This is a genomic window from Halomonas citrativorans, assembly GCF_900163645.1.
GTDB lineage: Bacteria > Pseudomonadota > Gammaproteobacteria > Pseudomonadales > Halomonadaceae > Vreelandella > Vreelandella citrativorans.
The window spans coordinates 117,298-134,896 of sequence record NZ_FUKM01000048.1; the positions used below are offsets into that span (position 1 = coordinate 117,298).

22 protein-coding genes are annotated in these 17,599 nt (G+C 53.2%); 6 read left to right on the forward strand and 16 right to left on the reverse strand.

Going from position 1 to position 17,599, the window contains the following annotated elements; genetic code table 11:
• Nucleotides 1–63 precede the first annotated feature (63 nt).
• The 4 genes from CZ787_RS11720 to CZ787_RS11735 are packed head-to-tail and all read left to right on the forward strand — an operon-like array spanning nucleotide 64 to nucleotide 3,169.
• Nucleotides 64–1,554, forward strand: a complete 1,491-nt coding sequence (locus CZ787_RS11720; RefSeq protein ID WP_087109370.1) for a penicillin-binding protein activator — start codon at nucleotides 64–66, stop codon at nucleotides 1,552–1,554.
• Nucleotides 1,554–1,925, forward strand: coding sequence for a YraN family protein (locus CZ787_RS11725; protein WP_087109372.1), 372 nt, complete (start codon nucleotides 1,554–1,556; stop codon nucleotides 1,923–1,925). The genes CZ787_RS11720 and CZ787_RS11725 overlap by 1 nt, the downstream gene beginning before the upstream one ends.
• 24 nt (nucleotides 1,926–1,949) lie before the next feature.
• A complete protein-coding gene (locus CZ787_RS11730; protein ID WP_087109374.1) occupies nucleotides 1,950–2,543 on the forward strand; it encodes a phosphoheptose isomerase in 594 nt (197 codons plus the stop codon).
• A 53-nt stretch (nucleotides 2,544–2,596) separates the two neighbouring features.
• Complete coding sequence (locus CZ787_RS11735; RefSeq protein WP_087109376.1) at nucleotides 2,597–3,169, forward strand: BON domain-containing protein; 573 nt, start codon at nucleotides 2,597–2,599, stop codon at nucleotides 3,167–3,169.
• A 93-nt stretch (nucleotides 3,170–3,262) separates the two neighbouring features.
• On the opposite strand, the gene CZ787_RS11740 is transcribed toward CZ787_RS11735, so the two are convergent.
• The 8 genes from CZ787_RS11740 to zapE all read right to left on the reverse strand — a co-directional run bounded on the left by CZ787_RS11740 (nucleotide 3,263) and on the right by zapE (nucleotide 9,585).
• On the reverse strand, nucleotides 3,263–3,739 hold the full coding sequence (locus CZ787_RS11740) for a ClpXP protease specificity-enhancing factor (RefSeq protein ID WP_087109378.1): 477 nt from the start codon (nucleotides 3,737–3,739) through the stop codon (nucleotides 3,263–3,265).
• A 62-nt stretch (nucleotides 3,740–3,801) separates the two neighbouring features.
• Entirely contained in the window at nucleotides 3,802–4,428 is a 627-nt protein-coding gene (sspA, locus tag CZ787_RS11745) for a stringent starvation protein SspA (protein WP_087109380.1), read from the reverse strand.
• A 148-nt stretch (nucleotides 4,429–4,576) separates the two neighbouring features.
• Complete coding sequence (locus CZ787_RS11750) at nucleotides 4,577–5,320, reverse strand: cytochrome c1 (protein ID WP_087109382.1); 744 nt, start codon at nucleotides 5,318–5,320, stop codon at nucleotides 4,577–4,579.
• Entirely contained in the window at nucleotides 5,320–6,570 is a 1,251-nt protein-coding gene (locus CZ787_RS11755) for a cytochrome b (RefSeq protein WP_087109384.1), read from the reverse strand. Before CZ787_RS11755 ends, CZ787_RS11750 begins: the two co-directional genes overlap by 1 nt.
• Entirely contained in the window at nucleotides 6,570–7,169 is a 600-nt protein-coding gene (gene petA / locus CZ787_RS11760) for a ubiquinol-cytochrome c reductase iron-sulfur subunit (protein ID WP_087109387.1), read from the reverse strand. Before petA ends, CZ787_RS11755 begins: the two co-directional genes overlap by 1 nt.
• Nucleotides 7,170–7,386: 217 nt before the next feature.
• Complete coding sequence (gene rpsI, locus CZ787_RS11765) at nucleotides 7,387–7,776, reverse strand: 30S ribosomal protein S9 (protein WP_087109389.1); 390 nt, start codon at nucleotides 7,774–7,776, stop codon at nucleotides 7,387–7,389.
• Nucleotides 7,777–7,789: 13 nt separating this feature from the next.
• Nucleotides 7,790–8,218: a 50S ribosomal protein L13 gene (gene rplM, locus CZ787_RS11770; RefSeq protein WP_087109391.1), complete on the reverse strand. Its 429-nt coding sequence runs from the start codon at nucleotides 8,216–8,218 to the stop codon at nucleotides 7,790–7,792.
• Between the two features lie 185 nt (nucleotides 8,219–8,403).
• A complete protein-coding gene (gene zapE / locus CZ787_RS11775) occupies nucleotides 8,404–9,585 on the reverse strand; it encodes a cell division protein ZapE (RefSeq protein WP_087109393.1) in 1,182 nt (393 codons plus the stop codon).
• A gap of 201 nt (nucleotides 9,586–9,786) precedes the next feature.
• Here zapE and CZ787_RS11780 point away from each other — a divergent pair, with 201 nt between their 5' ends.
• Complete coding sequence (locus CZ787_RS11780) at nucleotides 9,787–10,251, forward strand: ZapG family protein (protein ID WP_087109395.1); 465 nt, start codon at nucleotides 9,787–9,789, stop codon at nucleotides 10,249–10,251.
• A gap of 57 nt (nucleotides 10,252–10,308) precedes the next feature.
• Here CZ787_RS11780 and CZ787_RS11785 read toward each other — a convergent pair whose 3' ends face one another.
• The gene (locus tag CZ787_RS11785) at nucleotides 10,309–11,070 is read right to left on the reverse strand and encodes a Nif3-like dinuclear metal center hexameric protein (RefSeq protein ID WP_087109397.1); all 762 of its coding nucleotides are present in this window, start codon (nucleotides 11,068–11,070) and stop codon (nucleotides 10,309–10,311) included.
• 138 nt (nucleotides 11,071–11,208) lie between these two features.
• Here CZ787_RS11785 and CZ787_RS11790 point away from each other — a divergent pair, with 138 nt between their 5' ends.
• The gene (locus CZ787_RS11790; RefSeq protein WP_087109399.1) at nucleotides 11,209–12,453 is read left to right on the forward strand and encodes a S1C family serine protease; all 1,245 of its coding nucleotides are present in this window, start codon (nucleotides 11,209–11,211) and stop codon (nucleotides 12,451–12,453) included.
• An 18-nt stretch (nucleotides 12,454–12,471) separates the two neighbouring features.
• Here the strand turns inward: CZ787_RS11790 and hisD are convergent, their stop codons facing one another.
• From hisD to mlaD, 7 genes are all read right to left on the reverse strand, one after another.
• Entirely contained in the window at nucleotides 12,472–13,803 is a 1,332-nt protein-coding gene (hisD, locus tag CZ787_RS11795; RefSeq protein WP_176372215.1) for a histidinol dehydrogenase, read from the reverse strand.
• 12 nt (nucleotides 13,804–13,815) lie between these two features.
• Nucleotides 13,816–14,469 carry an ATP phosphoribosyltransferase gene (gene hisG / locus CZ787_RS11800; protein WP_087109404.1) on the reverse strand — a complete coding sequence of 218 codons (654 nt, stop codon included), beginning with the start codon at nucleotides 14,467–14,469 and terminating at the stop codon, nucleotides 13,816–13,818.
• 28 nt (nucleotides 14,470–14,497) lie between these two features.
• Nucleotides 14,498–15,760, reverse strand: coding sequence for a UDP-N-acetylglucosamine 1-carboxyvinyltransferase (murA, locus tag CZ787_RS11805; protein ID WP_087109406.1), 1,263 nt, complete (start codon nucleotides 15,758–15,760; stop codon nucleotides 14,498–14,500).
• Nucleotides 15,761–15,770: 10 nt separating this feature from the next.
• Nucleotides 15,771–16,022: a BolA family protein gene (locus CZ787_RS11810; RefSeq protein WP_087109408.1), complete on the reverse strand. Its 252-nt coding sequence runs from the start codon at nucleotides 16,020–16,022 to the stop codon at nucleotides 15,771–15,773.
• Between the two features lie 95 nt (nucleotides 16,023–16,117).
• Nucleotides 16,118–16,450 (reverse strand): STAS domain-containing protein, encoded by a 333-nt coding sequence (locus CZ787_RS11815; protein ID WP_087109410.1) that lies wholly within the window; start codon nucleotides 16,448–16,450, stop codon nucleotides 16,118–16,120.
• Nucleotides 16,447–17,103, reverse strand: coding sequence for an MlaC/ttg2D family ABC transporter substrate-binding protein (locus CZ787_RS11820; protein WP_087109412.1), 657 nt, complete (start codon nucleotides 17,101–17,103; stop codon nucleotides 16,447–16,449). The genes CZ787_RS11815 and CZ787_RS11820 overlap by 4 nt, the downstream gene beginning before the upstream one ends.
• A gap of 26 nt (nucleotides 17,104–17,129) precedes the next feature.
• Nucleotides 17,130–17,594 carry an outer membrane lipid asymmetry maintenance protein MlaD gene (mlaD, locus tag CZ787_RS11825; RefSeq protein WP_087109414.1) on the reverse strand — a complete coding sequence of 155 codons (465 nt, stop codon included), beginning with the start codon at nucleotides 17,592–17,594 and terminating at the stop codon, nucleotides 17,130–17,132.
• Nucleotides 17,595–17,599: the final 5 nt, after the last annotated feature.

Below are 17,599 nucleotides of genomic sequence, written 5' to 3' on the forward strand. Positions count from 1 at the left end.
GTGCTATGCCAACTTACTTACTGACATGCGGCGACAGCGCAAATGAAAACTAAGGAAGGATACATGAAACAGTCTCTGCGTGGCGTACTCGCCACAGGCCTCTTGGCACTTCTTATGACCGGCTGTGCGATGCAATTGCCCAGCGTGGTCGACCGCGCGGACGATCAGGAAGCGGGCCGTTTGCTCAATCAGGCAGAACAGCAGGCCCCGGATCAAGCGGCTAAAACTCGTCTCGAAGCAGCTACCATTTTTGCCCAACAAGGGCAGCGGCAACGTGCTTTTGAGACAGCCGATACGATTGATGAAGTCAGGCTTTCAGACACGGATCGCGTTCGCTGGGCACTGCTTTTCTCTGAATTAGCGCGTGGCATGGATGATCCACGCGCCGTGCTGCGTGCCACGCAAGTGCTCAACGACGACTTGCCCATTCAGGATGATCAACGCGAAACGCTGACAGAGCGCCAGCGCTGGGCTCGTACCGCGCTTGATGAACCCGACATGGAACAACTGACACTACCAAGCCTTGAAGGTCAGGACATAAGCCGCATCATTGTGGCCCTGCCCGAATCAGGCCCGCTTAGCAGCGTCGCCAATACTTTATCGACCGCCATGCGTCGCCATCACGAGATTCGCGGCGACAATGTACAGCTCAGCTTCATCGACGCGTCACAATATTCGATGGATGAAATTTATAGCCGTGCAGAGCAGATGAACGCACAACTGATTATCGGCCCGCTTGCCAAAGACGAGGTTAGTCAACTCGAGCAACGCAATAGCGTGCCGCTCCCCACCCTTGCGCTGAACTATGGAAGCGGCGAACAGAACCGTGCTGCGGGTCTTTTCCAGTACGGCCTTTCCGCTGAAGATGAGGCACGCCAGGCAGCACGCCGCGCATACCAGGACGGGCATCGCCAGATGTCGGTAATGGTGCCGGATAATGATTGGGGACGCCGAGTAGGCGAAGCATTCTGGAATGAGTTTCACGGCCAGGGTGGCGAAGTGACGACGGCGGTACGCTATAACCCCGATAACGCGGTCACCAATGCCGTGCAGACAGCCTTAAACGTGAGTGGCGAACGTGCTCAACTGGGCAATATTGATGCCTTGTTCCTATTGGCCCTGCCTGATTACGCTCGCCAAGTCCCGCCCACCATGGATTACTACTACGCGCCCAACCTGCCTATTTATGCCACTTCCCACCTGCATGAAGGGCATCTACAAGCGCGTCGTGACCAGGATCTTGACGACGTCATGTTTATGGATATTCCATGGCAAATTCCTGACGCCGCCGTCGGTGGTGAAGAAGTGCTCCCGTTCTACGCTACTTACCAGCGCTTGAGCGAAGAGTCTGACGCCTCCATGTTCCGCCTAATGGCCATGGGCGTAGATGCCTATGAAATTGCGACCGAGCTTTCAGATATTTCAGCGCTAAATGGCTTACGCGGCAGCACAGGAACGCTCTACCTGACGGGTGACGGCCGCATATATCGCGAACTCCCCTGGGCGAAGTTTCAAAACGGTGTTCCGGCGCCCATTTTAATCCCCGGTCAATAATGGCAAATAACGCCCAAACCGCCCGTAAACGCGGCGCAGCCATTGAGCAGTTAGCTGCTCAATGGTTACAGCAAAGGGGTCTTACGCTCGTTACCCAAAATCATCACGTAAAGGGTGGCGAGCTTGATCTGGTGATGCGCGACGGTGACACACTGGTGTTTGTTGAAGTCAAGCATCGGGTGACTACGCGATACGGACACCCCCTGGAAACCATCACGCCGACAAAAAGAAAGCGCCTAATTCGGGCCGCTCAGCTATATCTTGGCAATTTCGGCCTTACATCGCCTTGCCGCTTTGATATTCTTGCCATTACGGGCGCTCCGCCCACTCTCGAGTTCCACTGGGAGAAAGCGGCTTTTGATGCCTATTAATTCTATTTTAACCAGGAAGCCCTAATGGACTTTCAATCGCGCATTCTTGACCACTTTAACGCCAGCATAGACACCAAAACCTATGCAAGCGAAGTACTCCCCCCCTTTATCGAAGTCGCCAGTCAAATGATGGTTCAATGCCTGGTGAACGAGGGAAAGATTCTGGCATGCGGCAATGGAGGCAGTGCAGGCGACAGCCAACACTTCTCTTCTGAACTGCTCAATCGGTTTGAGCGGGAACGGCCAAGCTTGCCTGCCCTTGCGTTAACTACCGATACATCAACGCTGACATCCATTGCCAACGACTACAGCTATAACGAAGTATTTTCCAAACAGATACGCGCCCTGGGTCAGCCTGGCGACGTGTTGCTGGCGATCTCTACCAGCGGAAATTCGACCAATGTCGTACAGGCAATCCAGGCAGCTCACGACCGTGAAATGACGGTTGTGGCATTAACCGGGCGAGATGGAGGCAACATGGCTTCCCTACTGGGTCAGGATGATTGCGAGATTCGCGTCCCTGCCACGTCAACAGCAAGAATCCAGGAGGTCCACCTACTGGTCATTCACTGTTTATGTGACCTTATTGATGAACAGTTATTCGGCAGCACTGCCTAACGGGGCAGTACCTAACCTCTCATTATTTTCATTAAAATAAGGAGTCATCCAACATGGCCCTGCGCTTTCTCTCTCGTCCGTTATTAGTTGCGACACTAGTAGCCGCTGCCCTGATCAGCGGCTGCGCCACGAACAGTGCTTCCAACCCCTCTAACTATGGGCAGCTCAGCAAGGACGTTAAAGCGGTTGATGCGACCATTGAGCGCGAATCCAAGCGCGCGCTGGACCAAGCCGATGCTCGACTGGCCGACGCCCGCATTCGTACGCACAGCTATAACGGTGCATTATTATTGGTAGGTCAGGTCCCCAGCGAAGAACTACGCACGAAAGCGGGCAATGTTGTGCAAAATCTTCGTGGTGTTAATCAGGTGCACAACGAGCTCACCATTGCGGGCAATCTGCCCACCACCCAGCGCTTAACCGACACATGGATAACAACCAACGTTGTAAGCACACTCGCCACCAACGATCGCATCGACTCCTCCAAGATCAAAGTGACCACTGAAAATGCCAATGTTTACTTGATGGGCTCGGTCTCTCACGAAGAGTCTGATCGAATCGTTGCTGCAACCTCCTCCGTTGGCGGTATTCAGCGCATTGTCAAAGTATTCGAATACATCGATTAACTGGCTCTTTGCCCTATAAAAAAACCTCGCATAGTCACTATGCGAGGTTTTTTATGACCTGACCTTTTATAGTCCGACCAGAGAGCACTGGCGCTATTTTACGACGCGCAGCGTTGGCTTTTTCTTGGACTTCGAAGACGCTTCAGAAGCATCTTCAAGGCTGCCGCCAGAAACAGGCTCTGTCACCGTCAACTCAGGCTTGGAAGGTGAATCAGGCGCCTCATCAAACTGCTCCTCTTCATCTCCCTCTTCAGCAAGCTCAGGCTCGTGACCAAACACCATGCCCACACCATTTTCACGGGCATAAATAGCAATCAACGCAGGAATGGGCACCATCACCTGCATGGGCTGACCGCCAAAACGTGCGTTAAAGCCAATCGCCTGATTCTCCATAAACAAATCACGCACGGCTGTTGGCGCCACGTTCAACACAATCTGGCCATTTTGTACAAACTGGCGCGGTACTTCGACCCCGGCCTGCGTCGCATCAACGACCAGGTAAGGGGTTAGTTCATTATCCAGCAACCACTCATAGAGCGCTCGGGCGAGATAGGGGCGACTCGACTTCATAAGACTCCCTCCTCCTGACAAGTAAGACCCCAACCCTTATAGGGCGATGGGGTCATGTAAATTCAAGTACGCATCTCTTTTTCGCGCTCACTCAAAGATGCTTTGAACGCTTCCCGCTCAAACACTCGCGACATATAGCTTAAAAGTGGCTTAACCTGCTTTTCAGGCAGCTCAATATTAAGATCTGGCAAACGCCACAAGATCGGCGCGAGACAGCAGTCCACCAGAGTGAACTCTTCGCTCATAAAGAAAGGCATATCTTCAAAGATCGGTGAAATACCAATCAGGCTTTCACGCAGCTCTTTACGCGCCTTGTCCGCCTCTTTCTTCCCACCGCTACGGATCTGGTCGACCATGGGGCACCACTCTCGCTCAATGCGGTGCATCCAAAGACGGCTTTGCGCACGGGCCACAGGGTAAACAGGGAGTAACGGTGGATGCGGGAAACGCTCATCCAAATACTCCATCATGACTTTTGACTCATAGAGTACTAAATCACGATCCAACAACGTGGGCACACTGTTGTACGGGTTGAGGTCTGCTAAATCTTCGGGCGGCTGCTCTTCGTTAACATCAACAACATCAACAGCCACCCCCTTCTCAGCCAGAACAATGCGCACACGATGACTAAAATGATCATCACTACCTGAGTAAAAAATCATCGACGACCGCTTGGCCACAACACCCATGAAAGCATCCTCGCATTAAAACAATTATGGATAATAACACGCCAGAGCCACCTTATGGTAAGGCAGCCTGTTTTGGGTTACCGCTTAACATCAACGCAACCGCCATGTGATTTACACGATGGCTCAACTCTGTTTTTAGCATCCGACGCTAACGGACATCTTTCCAATATTCACGCTTAAGCAAGTAAGCAAATACGCTAAAAACAAATATAAAAAACAAAACTTTAGGCCCAATATTCTGCGCCTTCAGCCTAGAAGGCTCGCCAACATAGGCTAAAAAATTGGTAATATCGTATACGGCTTTTTCAAACGCGTCGGGCGATAGCTCTCCAGGCGCTGTCACGCTTAATTGCTGACATCGCCCTCCTCCGCCAAGTGCTAAAGGCCGAGCCTGACGACAGTCGAGCTCTTGCACACCTTGAAGAGGCTCAAGCACATTCGGCATTGCCACCGACTCATAGACTGTATTATTGACGCCTGTAGGGCGCGCGGGATCTCTGTAGAACCCCAACAGAAAGCTGTACACCCAATCGACCCCACGCAAACGTGTCGTTAGGGATAAATCTGGCGGTGCAGCACCCCACCATTGCGCGGCATCGCCGTCGCTTAGCGCATTATGCATAGCATCGTTAAACGAAAGGCTTGATGAGAACATAACACTATCCTTCATCAACGCCTCAGGAATACCCAAGTCGTCCGCAGTGCGCGAAAATCGCTGATAACTCAGCGTATGACACCCAAGACAGTAGTTAACATAAAGCTTGAGACCATTTTGAAGAGACGCACTATCTTGCAAATCGGGCGACATTGACGTCACGTTACGTGCTTCTTCTTGCGCCATAGCGGTCATCGGCAATAGCCATAAAAACAGAGCCATTACATATTGTTTCATTAGCCAGTCACCCTTTTCGGCACGGGCCTGTTTTTTTCCAACCGGGTGTAGAGCGGCATCAATAAAAAATACGCAAAGTACAACACGGTAAATAGTTGCGCCAATCGTGTCCGAACAGGGGTAGGCGGCAACACACCCAACACGCCCAACGCGACAAAGCTTGCAATAAATACGGCCAGCATCAGCTTCGACATCCAGCCTTTATAGCGCATGGATCGCACCGGGCTACGGTCCAACCACGGCAAAACGAACAACACTGCAATAGCGCCACCCATAAAAACAACGCCTAAAAAACGAGCATCCAGACCCAACAGCGAGAAATTCACTCCCCGTAAAATGGCATAGAAAGGCGTGAAGTACCAAACAGGCGCAATATGGTCGGGCGTATTAAGCGGATCAGCCGGCGCAAAGTTCGGCTGCTCAATAAAAAAACCGCCGCCTTCCGGGAAGTAAAACACAACGCCACAAAAAACGAAGAGAAAGATGGCCACGCCAACCAGATCTTTAACGGTATAGTAGGGATGAAAGGGAATACCATCTACCGGCTTGCCTGCATCATCCTTCAACGCGTTAATTTCAATACCATCAGGGTTATTCGACCCCACCTCATGCAGCGCTACAATATGCAGCACCACCAGCCCAAGAATCACCAGCGGCAGTGCAATGACATGCAGCGCGAAAAAACGATTCAAGGTAGCCCCTGACACCACATAATCGCCGCGCACCCACTCGGCAAGCCCGGGGCCGATACTTGGAACAGCTGAAAAAAATGAAGTAATTACCTGCGCCCCCCAATAGGACATTTGCCCCCACGGCAGCAAATATCCCATAAACGCTTCGGCCATCAGAATCAAATACAGCGCCATACCGAACACCCACACAAGCTCACGCGGCGCTTTATAAGAACCGTACAAAAGCCCCCTAAACATGTGTAGATAAACAACAATAAACAGAGCGGATGCGCCCGTTGTATGGAGATAACGGATCAACCAGCCCCACTCAACGTCGCGCATTATATACTCGATGGACGCAAACGCCTCTTCAGGAGAAGGACGATAGCTCATGGTTAACCAGATGCCGGTCAACAGCTGGTTGACCAGCACCAGTAGCGCAAGCGATCCAAAGATGTACCAGATATTAAGGTTTTTAGGTACGTAGTAGTTGGCCAGGTGGTCGCGCCATAGCCTGCTTACTGGAAACCGGGCATCCAGCCAGCCCAGCAAACCGCCTGGCTTCTCGGGCGCCGCCATCAAACAGCCTCCTTATCTTCGCCCACCACGATAATAGTATCGTTAAGATAATGATAAGGGGGCACTTCTAGATTCGTCGGTGCAGGCATACCGGTATATACGCGCCCCGCCAAATCAAAACGCGAACCATGGCACGGGCAAAAAAAACCACCTGACCAGTCATCATTACTATCCGCCTGCGCGTCTGGCTCAGGCCGATACAGTGGCGAACAGCCAAAATGCGTGCAGAGGCCAATCAACACCCCCACTTCTGGCTTAATCGAGCGAAGCGCTCCTTGTACATAGGCAGGTTGCTGAGGGTGATTTGAATCAGGGTCTGCCAAGCGCTCTGTCGCCACGGTTTCAGTGCGCGCTATCATTTCAGGCGTTCGTCGAATAATCCATACGGGTCTACCCCGCCACTCAACGGTCATACGCTGACCAGGATGCAGCTTGGATATATCAGCTTGAACCGGCGCCGCCGCCGCTCGCGCCCTTGCACTGGGTTGCCACGAGGCCACAAAGGGGACGGCCACGCCGACCATGCCAACCGCTCCTATAACGGAGGTAGCGCCAACAAGGAAACGTCGTCGACCTTTATTGATGCCGCGCTCTGTCATGCAAGGCCTCTCCCATTAGCGTGATGTGTGGTCACCCGATGTGCACAAGAACGAATCTACGAATGCTATACGATAAATAGTCGGATATCTTTGATAGCCGTCATGCTGTTCCAGGACCGCCAAACTAACATGGTGTTAATGCATTACGCTTTTTGATTTTACAATAAAAAACGCCCAGGCCGATGGCCTGGGCGTTTTGCCGCATAAGCGTTGAAAATTAACGCTTGGAGAACTGCGGACGACGACGTGCTTTGCGCAGGCCGACTTTCTTACGCTCAACTTGACGCGCGTCACGCGTTACGTAGCCAGCGGCACGCAGCGTAGGACGCAGGTCTTCGTTGTAGTTCATCAGGGCACGAGTAATGCCGTGACGGATAGCGCCAGCCTGAGAAGAACCACCGCCACCAGCGACAGTTACAAAAATATCGAACTGGCTCAGGGTTTCAGTCAATTCAAGCGGCTGACGAACTACCATACGACCAGTAACGCGACCGAAATACAGGTCGAGATCTTGGTTGTTAACGGTAATTTTGCCAGAGCCCGGCTTCATAAACACGCGAGCGGTGGAAGTCTTGCGGCGCCCGGTACCGTAATACTGCTGTGTCATGGCGAAGATTTCCTCAGAGGTTCAGTTCAAGCGGCTGTTGGGCAGCATGCGGATGCTCGGCACCGGCGTACACTTTTAACTTGGTATACATGGCACGACCCAACGGACCTTTCGGCAACATGCCTTTAACGGCAAACTCAATGATGCGCTCGGGCGCATGATCAAGCATTTTGTCGAATGTCATGGTACGCAGGCCGCCCGGGTAACCGGTGTGGCGATAATAGGTTTTAGCCTTCGCCTTGTTGCCAGTCACTTGGACTTTTTCAGCGTTGATGACAACGATGTAGTCGCCAGTATCAACGTGAGGAGTAAATTCGGGCTTATGCTTGCCACGCAGGCGGCGAGCAATCTCGGTTGCCAGACGACCGAGCGTTTTGTCCGTAGCGTCGACAACATACCAGTCGCGCTGGACGGACTGCGGCTTAGCACTGAACGTCTTCATGGATGAAATCACCAGATTAAGTGTGTTGGGTGGCTAACACCGTCAAGCAGTGAAGCACCTTCCCTATTTTTTTTGGTTGCCAAGCTTAGCCTGACAACATGTAGCGAGGCGGCATTCTACAGTATGGCGCTGGACAAGTTAAGCCCTAATCGTGGCTTTTCTTACCGACCGGGCCATAAACCTCATCACGGCTTATGGGGCAGCGCCAAATATTCGCGCGACTGCATTTCCTGAAGGCGCGACAGCGTACGCTGAAACTCAAAGGTTAGCTTACCGTCACTATAAAGCTCTTCTACCGGCACCTCTGCTGACATTAATAGCTTTACCCCGCGATCATAAAACTCATCGACCATATTGATAAAGCGGCGCGCCTGATCGTCATGCTTGGCTTCCATCCGCTTCACATTCGACACAAGCACCGTATTGAAGCTACGCGCTAATTCAATATAGTCATTCTGGCTACGCGGCCCATCGCAGAGCTCCAGAAATTCAAACCACGCCACATTTTCATGCAGCCTGCGTGCTTTCAGCACACGGTGATTAATTTCCAGCGGCGCGTTTGCCTCACCCTCGTGGCCGGCAATCTCGCGGAAGCTACGCGCAAGCTCCTGCTCGGCCGCCCCATCCAGCGGCGAGTGAAATATCTCCGCGCGCTCCAAGGCGCGCAGCCGGTAGTCGACCCCGGAATCAACATTGACTACCTCACAGTGACGCTTGACCAGATCGATGGCAGGGAGAAAGCGCGCCCGCTGCAGGCCATCCTTGTACAGGTCATCCGGCACGATATTGGACGTTGCCACCAGCACAACGCCCCGCTCGAACAGCGCTTCAAGCAGGTTGGCCAGAATCATGGCGTCCGTAATATCCTTGACGAAGAACTCATCAAAGCAGATAACACGAGCCTCTGAGGCAAATTTACCGGCAATCAGCGTGAGAGGGTTCTTCTCACCCTTATAGTGGGTTAACTCGTTATGAACCCGCTGCATGAAACGATGAAAATGGGTGCGCATCTTTTCAGGAAATGGCAGCGACTCAAAAAAATTATCAACCAGATAGGTTTTACCACGCCCTACACCGCCCCAGAAATAGAGGCCCTGCACCTGGGGCAACGTCGGTTCGTTTGACGATGAGGCTTTACCGAACAGGCCTTTCATTTTGGCCTTCAACCCGCCATGTGCCAGTACGGCCTTGGAAACCGTGGTAGGCGTCGCCATTAGATCGTCATAAAGGCGCTGCAAATGCTCGACCGCTAACTCCTGCGCCGCATCATGCTGAAAGTCCTCGCGCAGTAGATCTGCACGATAGCGCTCCATGGGCGTTGGCCGAGATGACGGACCTGCCTTTTGGCTTGCAGAAGTAGCTGACATTTACTCGCTCCAATGCGTATTACGACGACACTCTAGACCCGACCAGCCGCCTTCAAAAAGCAGGGATTATACGCTGTACAACGTCTAAGCGCATGGTTGGATTGACCTAACCTGCCAATCGACGCCTATAATGAGGCTTGATTCGTTCGCAAACCGTCCACTCAAGCGTGACGGGGCGCTCCAAGTATCAGGGAGAAAACTGTGGAAGCAAGCTCGCCTTATACCTTTGCCATCGTTGGCATTATTATTGGCTTCATCCTCGGCTTGGGATGCTATCGTCTGTTTAGTAAAGGAGAGCGTCATAACGCGTCTTTACGCCAAACAGTGCTGGAACGAGAACATCAAATCGCCGAGCTTAAAAAAGGCATGGGAGGCCATTTAGAAGGTGTCTTCGAGCATTTGAAGTGCATTCGCGCCGAGGCCGACCAGCTTGAGCAGAAAATCATAGAGGATGCACAGCAGTGGCATTTGGGCAGTAACACGCCTGCGGTCATCAAAGAGCGGCAGCAGCCAGCGCAACATCAAGCCGCCACACCCACAGGGCCTGATTCAGAGAGCAGCTTGGCCACCCCTCGTGACTATGCGGATGGTAAAAATGGCACGCTGTCAGAAAATTTTGGCTTAAAAGGCGATAACTCCAATACGCCTCAACCGCCTCGCTATTAAGCCAGCGCCTCACGCCATCGCCCGTTACCGGTAATTTTCGACCCCGTCGCCAAAAGGTCAGACGGGGTTATCGATATCGACAAAACGGTGTTCAATATCGTACTCATCGGCCAGCCATTCACCCAGCGCCTGCACCCCATAGCGCTCGGTTGCATGATGACCCGCAGCAATGTAGTGAATACCCAGCTCGCGTGCCAAATGGGTAGTACGTTCAGAAACCTCACCTGACACAAACACCTGTGCACCTGCTTCAAAAGCAGCCGTAATCATGTCTTGCGCGCCCCCCGTACACCAAGCAATCCGCTCAATATTCTCCACGTTCGGCGCCTCAATCACCAAAGGCGCACGTTGCAAGACATTCGCAATTTGCTCTGCCAGCGCGGCCACGCTTTGCGCTTGAGCCAAGCGCCCCGACCACAACAGCCCCTCACCCAACTCACCATCCAGGCAACCTTCTACCCGCCAGCCCAATCGCCTGGCAAGCTCTGCGTTATTACCCATCTCGCTATGGGCATCAAGCGGAAGATGATAGGCAAGCAAATTGATATCGTGGTTAATCAGCGTTTTTATACGCTGATGCTTCATGCCCGTAATGGCCACTGGCTCATTTTTCCAGAAGTAGCCGTGATGAACCAAAAGCATGTCGGCCTGCCAAGCGACAGCTTCATCCAGCAACGCCTGGCACGCAGTGACCCCGCTCATTACGCGCTTAATATCCGGCCGCCCAGCGATTTGCAGGCCATTGATCGTAAAGTCCTTAAACGTTGAAGCACGCAGCTGATGGTCGCAAGCAGCTACGATTTGATCGCGATGAGTCACAAGGGCTCCTTTAATGATTCGTCGACTATCATGAGGATGAGCATCAGAAAGTGTTACCATAATGCCATAGTAAAACTCGCTTCGTATTATCGCGAACCTCGCGTTTGACAAGACCACTACCCGCTGAGGAATTTTTGCATGCACCGCTTTGTGCTGCCTTATTTATGGCCTATTTTGACCGGGGTATTATTGGCTGCCCTGCTATTATTTGCGTTCCCGGACACGCTGCCCAACCCCTTTACCCGCGCGCCCTCCACGACATCACAAGCGCCCGCATCCCCCTTGGTGAATGTCAGTGATCAGGTTAGCAGCCGCCCGGCGCCCGAAATCCGTCAGGCCGCTCCGCTTTCGCGTGACCAAGGGCCTGCCAGCTATTCAAGCGCGGTCAGCCAAGCAGCACCTGCCGTCGTTAACATCTACTCATCACGTATTGTCGAGCGTGACCAGCACCCACTGATGTCCGACCCTTTTTTCCAGCAGTTTTTCAGCGGTGACGATGCCACAGCCCACCAGCGCATGCTATCCAGCCTCGGCTCAGGGGTTATTATCAGTCACGATGGCTATGTACTAACCAACCATCACGTTATAAATGGCGCTGACGAGATTCAGGTAGCACTACGCGATGGGCGCGAGGTACTCGCCGAGGTCATTGGCACTGACCCCGAAAGCGACTTGGCCGTATTGCGTATCGACCTTGAGGATCTTCCGGTCATCGAAATAGCCGACTCGGCGGATGTGGCCATTGGGGATGTTGCGCTAGCCATTGGCAATCCGTTTGGTGTAGGGCAAACCGTTACCATGGGCATCATCAGTGCGACCGGCCGCAACCATTTAGGCTTAAATGCCTATGAAGATTTTATTCAAACGGACGCGGCGATTAATCCGGGCAACTCAGGCGGCGCACTGATCAACCCCGAAGGTGCCTTGGTGGGCATCAATACAGCGATTTTCTCGCGCTCTGGCGGCTCGCAAGGCATCGGCTTTGCGATCCCGGCCAACCTGGCGCACAGCGTTCTGGATGAGCTAGTGACTCAGGGGCGGGTGATACGTGGCTGGCTGGGAATTGAAGCGCAAGCGCTTTCACGCGAACTCGCTGCCTCGTTTGGGCTACGTACACCTCAGGGAGTTATTATTGCGGGTGTGTCGAGTGGAGGCCCAGCAGACAAGGCGGGGCTAGAGCCTGGCGACATCTTGCTCTCGGTTAACGGTCAAACCGTGCTGGACGCTCGCACTACGATGAGCAATATTGCCTCCATCCCACCCGGCACAACGCTGCCTATCACCATTGTTCGTGGCGGCGAGCGCATCGATATCTCGCTTGAAGTGGGCGAGCGCCCGCTGATTCCCAATGCACCATTGGGCGAGCGGCCTAAAGAATCCTAGTGCTCGCCCGCAGGCTAATTACGGCTTAATCCGATACTCCGCTGACCGCGCATGAGCGGTCAGCGACTCTCCGCGAGCCAACACCGACGCGATCTCGCCCAATGCTGATGCCCCCTCACGCGAGCAGTGAATAATGGAGGAGCGCTTCTGGAAATCGTAAACCCCCAGTGGAGATGAGAAGCGCGCCGTACCGGACGTGGGTAGAACATGATTCGGGCCTGCGCAGTAATCCCCTAGCGCTTCCGCCGTGTAACGCCCCATAAAAATCGCACCGGCATGACGCACGTCAGCAAGCCAGGTGTCCGGTGCATCGACGGAGAGCTCAAGATGTTCGGGCGCGATACGGTTAATGATATCAACAGCCTCAGTCTTGCCCTGACAAAGCACCAATGCACCCCGCCGACTCAGCGATTCACGCACAATTGATTCGCGATCAAGCGTGGGCAACAAACGCTCAATAGAGGCGGATACCGCATCCAGGTGTTCACGATCCCAACTGACCAGAATCGCCTGAGCATCTTCGTCATGCTCCGCCTGAGAAAACAAATCCATGGCCAGCCAGTCGGGGTCGGTCTGCCCGTCGGAGACCACTAAAATCTCGGAAGGCCCCGCAATCATGTCGATACCGACCTGACCGAATACCGCCCGCTTAGCCGTCGCGACATAAATATTACCGGGCCCAACAATCTTGTCCACTCTTGGCACGGTTTCTGTGCCATATGCCATAGCAGCGATAGCCTGAGCGCCACCAATAGTGAAGACATCGTCGACCCCAGCCAGGTGCGCCGCCGCCAATACCAACTCATTGACCACGCCGTCAGGAGTAGGAACGACCATCACAATTTCGCGCACGCCCGCCACATGGGCAGGGATCGCGTTCATCAACACAGAAGAAGGATAAGCCGCTTTGCCCCCCGGGACATAAATACCCGCGCGGTCAAGCGCCGTAACCTGCTGCCCCAGCACCGTGCCATCAGCCTCTTCATACTGCCAAGAGGTTGGCTTTTGCCGCTCATGATAGAGCCGGATACGCTCGGCAGCGCTGGCTAACGCATCGCGCTGCGCTGCGGGCAAATTTTCGAAAGCGTGCTTTAGCTGCTCGGGTTTTAAACGCAGTTCGTCCATGCGCTCAACCGAAAGCCGATCAAAACGATTGGTCGCTTCAATAACCGCTGCGTCGCCGCGCTTTTTAACATCCGCCAGAATCTCATCAACCCGTGCTTTTACCGCCGCATCCGAGACCCCCTCCCAATCCAACAGCGTATCAAGGCGGTCATCGAACGAGGCATCAAGCGTTGAAAGCCGAGCGATCATGGGCGTGGAGCCAACCGCTGAAGACATAGTGCTCATAAAGACCCCGCGTTATGTGGAAGGCTGTGCTTGGCGTTTTTTCACGGCGCACTCCAAGCGCGCCAAAAGCGGCTTGATGCGCTCATGCTTCATGGTCATGGCAGCTTTATTTACGACCAGACGCGTACTGATATGAGCAATTAACTCACGTGGCTCCATACCGTTGGCACGCAGCGTATTGCCCGTATCGACAATATCAACAATTTCATCGGCCAGATTCATTAAAGGCGCTAATTCCATTGCCCCATAAAGCTTGATGACTTCGGCTTGAATACCCTGTTCGGCATAATAACGCCTGGCGATATTCACAAACTTGGTGGCTACGCGCCGACGCGCATGTGCAGGTTGCTCCCCCGTCACCCCGGCGGTCATCAGCCTACAGCGAGCAATACCCAGGTCCAGCGGCTCATAGAGGCCTTCAGCGCCATGCTCCAATAAAACATCTTTACCCGCGATACCTAAATCAGCTGCGCCCAGCTGTACATAGGTCGGCACATCGGTGGCACGAATAACCACCAGCTTCACATCAGGCAGGTTGGTATCAAACAACAGCTTACGGCTTTTGCCCAGGTCTTCTGCCGGTGTAATACCGGCATCAGCGAGTAACGGCAGCGTTTCATCCAAAATACGCCCTTTGGAAAGGGCTAAAATTAGTTGCTTACTCATTATAATGGCCAATGGTTAATAGCATGGCTTAGCCAGGAATACGGCGAATACGTGCACCCAGCAGCTGCAATTTCTCTTCGATACACTCGTAGCCACGATCAATATGGTAGATACGGTCAACCAGCGTTTCGCCTTCCGCCATCATGGCGGCAATCACCAGCGACGCGGATGCACGCAGGTCGGTGGCCATCACAGGCGCGCCTGAAAGTTTTTCAACACCGTTTATTAATGCGGTGTTACCTTCAAGGGCTATGTCCGCCCCCATGCGATTGAGCTCTTGCACGTGCATAAAACGGTTTTCAAAGATCGTTTCTACTACGCGCGAATGACCAATGGCGACGGCGTTCATGGCCACAAACTGGGCCTGCATATCGGTAGGGAATGCCGGGTATGGCGCGGTACGTATATTAACGGCTTTGGGCCTTTTACCGTGCATATCCAGCGCGATCCAGTCATCACCACTGGTAATCTCGGCGCCCGCTTCTTCAAGCTTGGCAAGCACAGCTTCCAAAATGTCCGCACGGGTGCGCTTTACTTTCACCCGCCCACCGGTCATGGCGGCAGCCACCAGGAAGGTGCCGGTCTCAATACGGTCGGGCATGACATCGTGGTGACAACCATGCAGCTTCTCGACACCTTCAATCACAATGGTGTCCGTGCCGTGGCCACGAATATTGGCGCCCATTTTGATCAAGCATTCGGCCAGATCAACAATCTCTGGTTCACGCGCCGCATTCTCAAGGACAGTTTTACCCTCGGCAAGGGTGGCTGCCATCAACAGATTTTCAGTGCCGGTTACCGTGACCGTATCGAAGAAAATAGTCGCGCCTTTCAAGCGACCATCAACGCGAGCACGGATATACCCGGCTTCAACCCGAATGTCCGCCCCCATGGCTTCCAAGCCACGGATGTGCAGATCAACAGGGCGAGAACCGATGGCACAACCGCCAGGCAGCGACACATCTGCCTCGCCGAAATGGGCAAGCAAGGGCCCTAGCACCAGAATGGAGGCGCGCATTTTCTTCACTAACTCATAAGGAGCGTGACAATGCGTGACTTGAGAGCCATCCAACTGAATAGTGAGTCGTTCGCCCATGACAGGCTCAACGCCCATACGGCCCAGTAACTCAAGCGTAGTGGTAATGTCCTGAAGATGTGGCAGGTTGCCGATAACCACTGGCCCATCGGCCAAAAGGGTGGCGCACAAAATAGGTAGTGCCGCGTTTTTGGCACCGCTTACCCAGACTTCACCGTCGACCGACCCATTGCCGGTAATAATTAACTTATCCATGCAGGCGCCGTTATTGAGCGTTTTCCGACGCAGTGGACCACTGCGTCGGAGTGAACGTTTTAATACTGATGGCGTGTAAAGCGCCCGAGGCAATTTCATCACTTAACGCGGCGTAAACCAGCTGCTGGCGCTTGACCGGAGAGAGACCTTCAAAGGCGTCACCCACCGCAATCACCTGAAAATTACAGCCTTCGCCCTGGATATGAAAGTCACATCCGTCGATACGGGATTCAAGCAGTGCTTTTACCTCATTGGGTTGCATGAGACAGGAAACTCCTTCGGGTCGATGTGAATAGTGCTAATAAGGCAACATAATAAAGAAAAGCGACACGCTTGGCGATGCCAAGGGTGCCACCCCTAATGGGCGTGGGTTGGCGGATGGATAAGTGATTCAATTTCTGAAAGAAGCGCCAGGCGTTCAAGGGGCGCTGAAAGGGTCACCGCATTGACGGTAATGCTGCGTGACTGACAGGTACGCATCCATTCAAACAGCACGCTTATAACCGCACTACTGGCTTTATGGACGCCATTAAAATCAAACGTAACCTCACGTTGCTCTGTCGCCTGGAGCCATTTTTTACCCGCGGCGGCAAGCTCTGCCGCCGCGCCCATTCCAACATCGCCCGTAACGCACAACGTATTTTGTGAAGAATCGAGGCTTAGCTGGGACAGTGACAGTAAACGTGTCACGCATCGCCTCCCTGCTCCAGCTCGTCGACACCGATTTCGGGTGCCCAACCGCGGATAACCGCATCATAGTCACGATTGTTTTCGCGCATTGCCTGGTCAAATTGGTTACGGAACGTCAGGCCCAGGTTAATGCCGTTAACAATCACGTTCACTACGCGCCATTCGTTATCGGATAGGCGCAGGCTGTAGCTTACCGGATATACCTGTCCGTTATTGGCCACCACTTCCATATCGACACTTGCCTGGTCTTCGTAACGCTGACCGCGCTGGTTATTCAACACCCGTAGCTCACGATAATCGAACGTTACCAAGCCACGCGCATACGTATCAATCAAGGTCTGGCGAAACACGTTTGCAAAGCGGCTGCGCTGCTCCGGGGTCGCGTTACGGAAATAGCTTCCCATGACGCTGGCACCGATATAGCGAAAATCCGCCACGCCTTCAAGACTATTATCGACCAGCGTTTCAAGCTCACCCATATGATTGGCGTAATACTCTCTCTTACCCTCAATTTCACCCATCAGAGCATTGACGTTTTCCCGAACCATTGCTTCAGGCGACTGGGTTTGCGCGTGCGCCTGAAGCGGTAAGACCAGTACCAACATCATGAAAGCAAAAAGCCAGCGCATCGGCGTCAGTGTCGTGTTTCGCATTATATTCACCTCTACTAACAGAATGTTTAATTACTCGCCATATTGGATACAAATTGCTGGATTAGTTCTTCAAGCACCAGCGCAGACTGGGTATCGCGAATGGTATCGCCATCTTCAAGCACTTCAGGGGCGCCACCCACACTTAAGCCAATATACTGCTCGCCCAACAGGCCAGAGGTTAAAATGGCGGCCGTTGTGTCCTCGGAGAGCTGCCCTTCCAGGTCATTATTCAGGCGTAGCGTGACCCGAGCGTCAAACCATTCGGTATCTAAATTAATCGACTCCACGCGCCCAACGGTCACGCCCGCCATGGTGACTCTAGAGCGCGGCTTTAATCCGCCAATATTGGAGAAATTGGCGTCAAGGTGGAACGTTTCAGAAGAGGTAGCAAGGCTTAAACCACTGACGCGCAGGCCCAGAAAAATCAGCCCAACGATCCCCGCCAGCATAAATAGACCCACGCCAAATTCCATCGTTTTACTGCGCTTCATGAAAT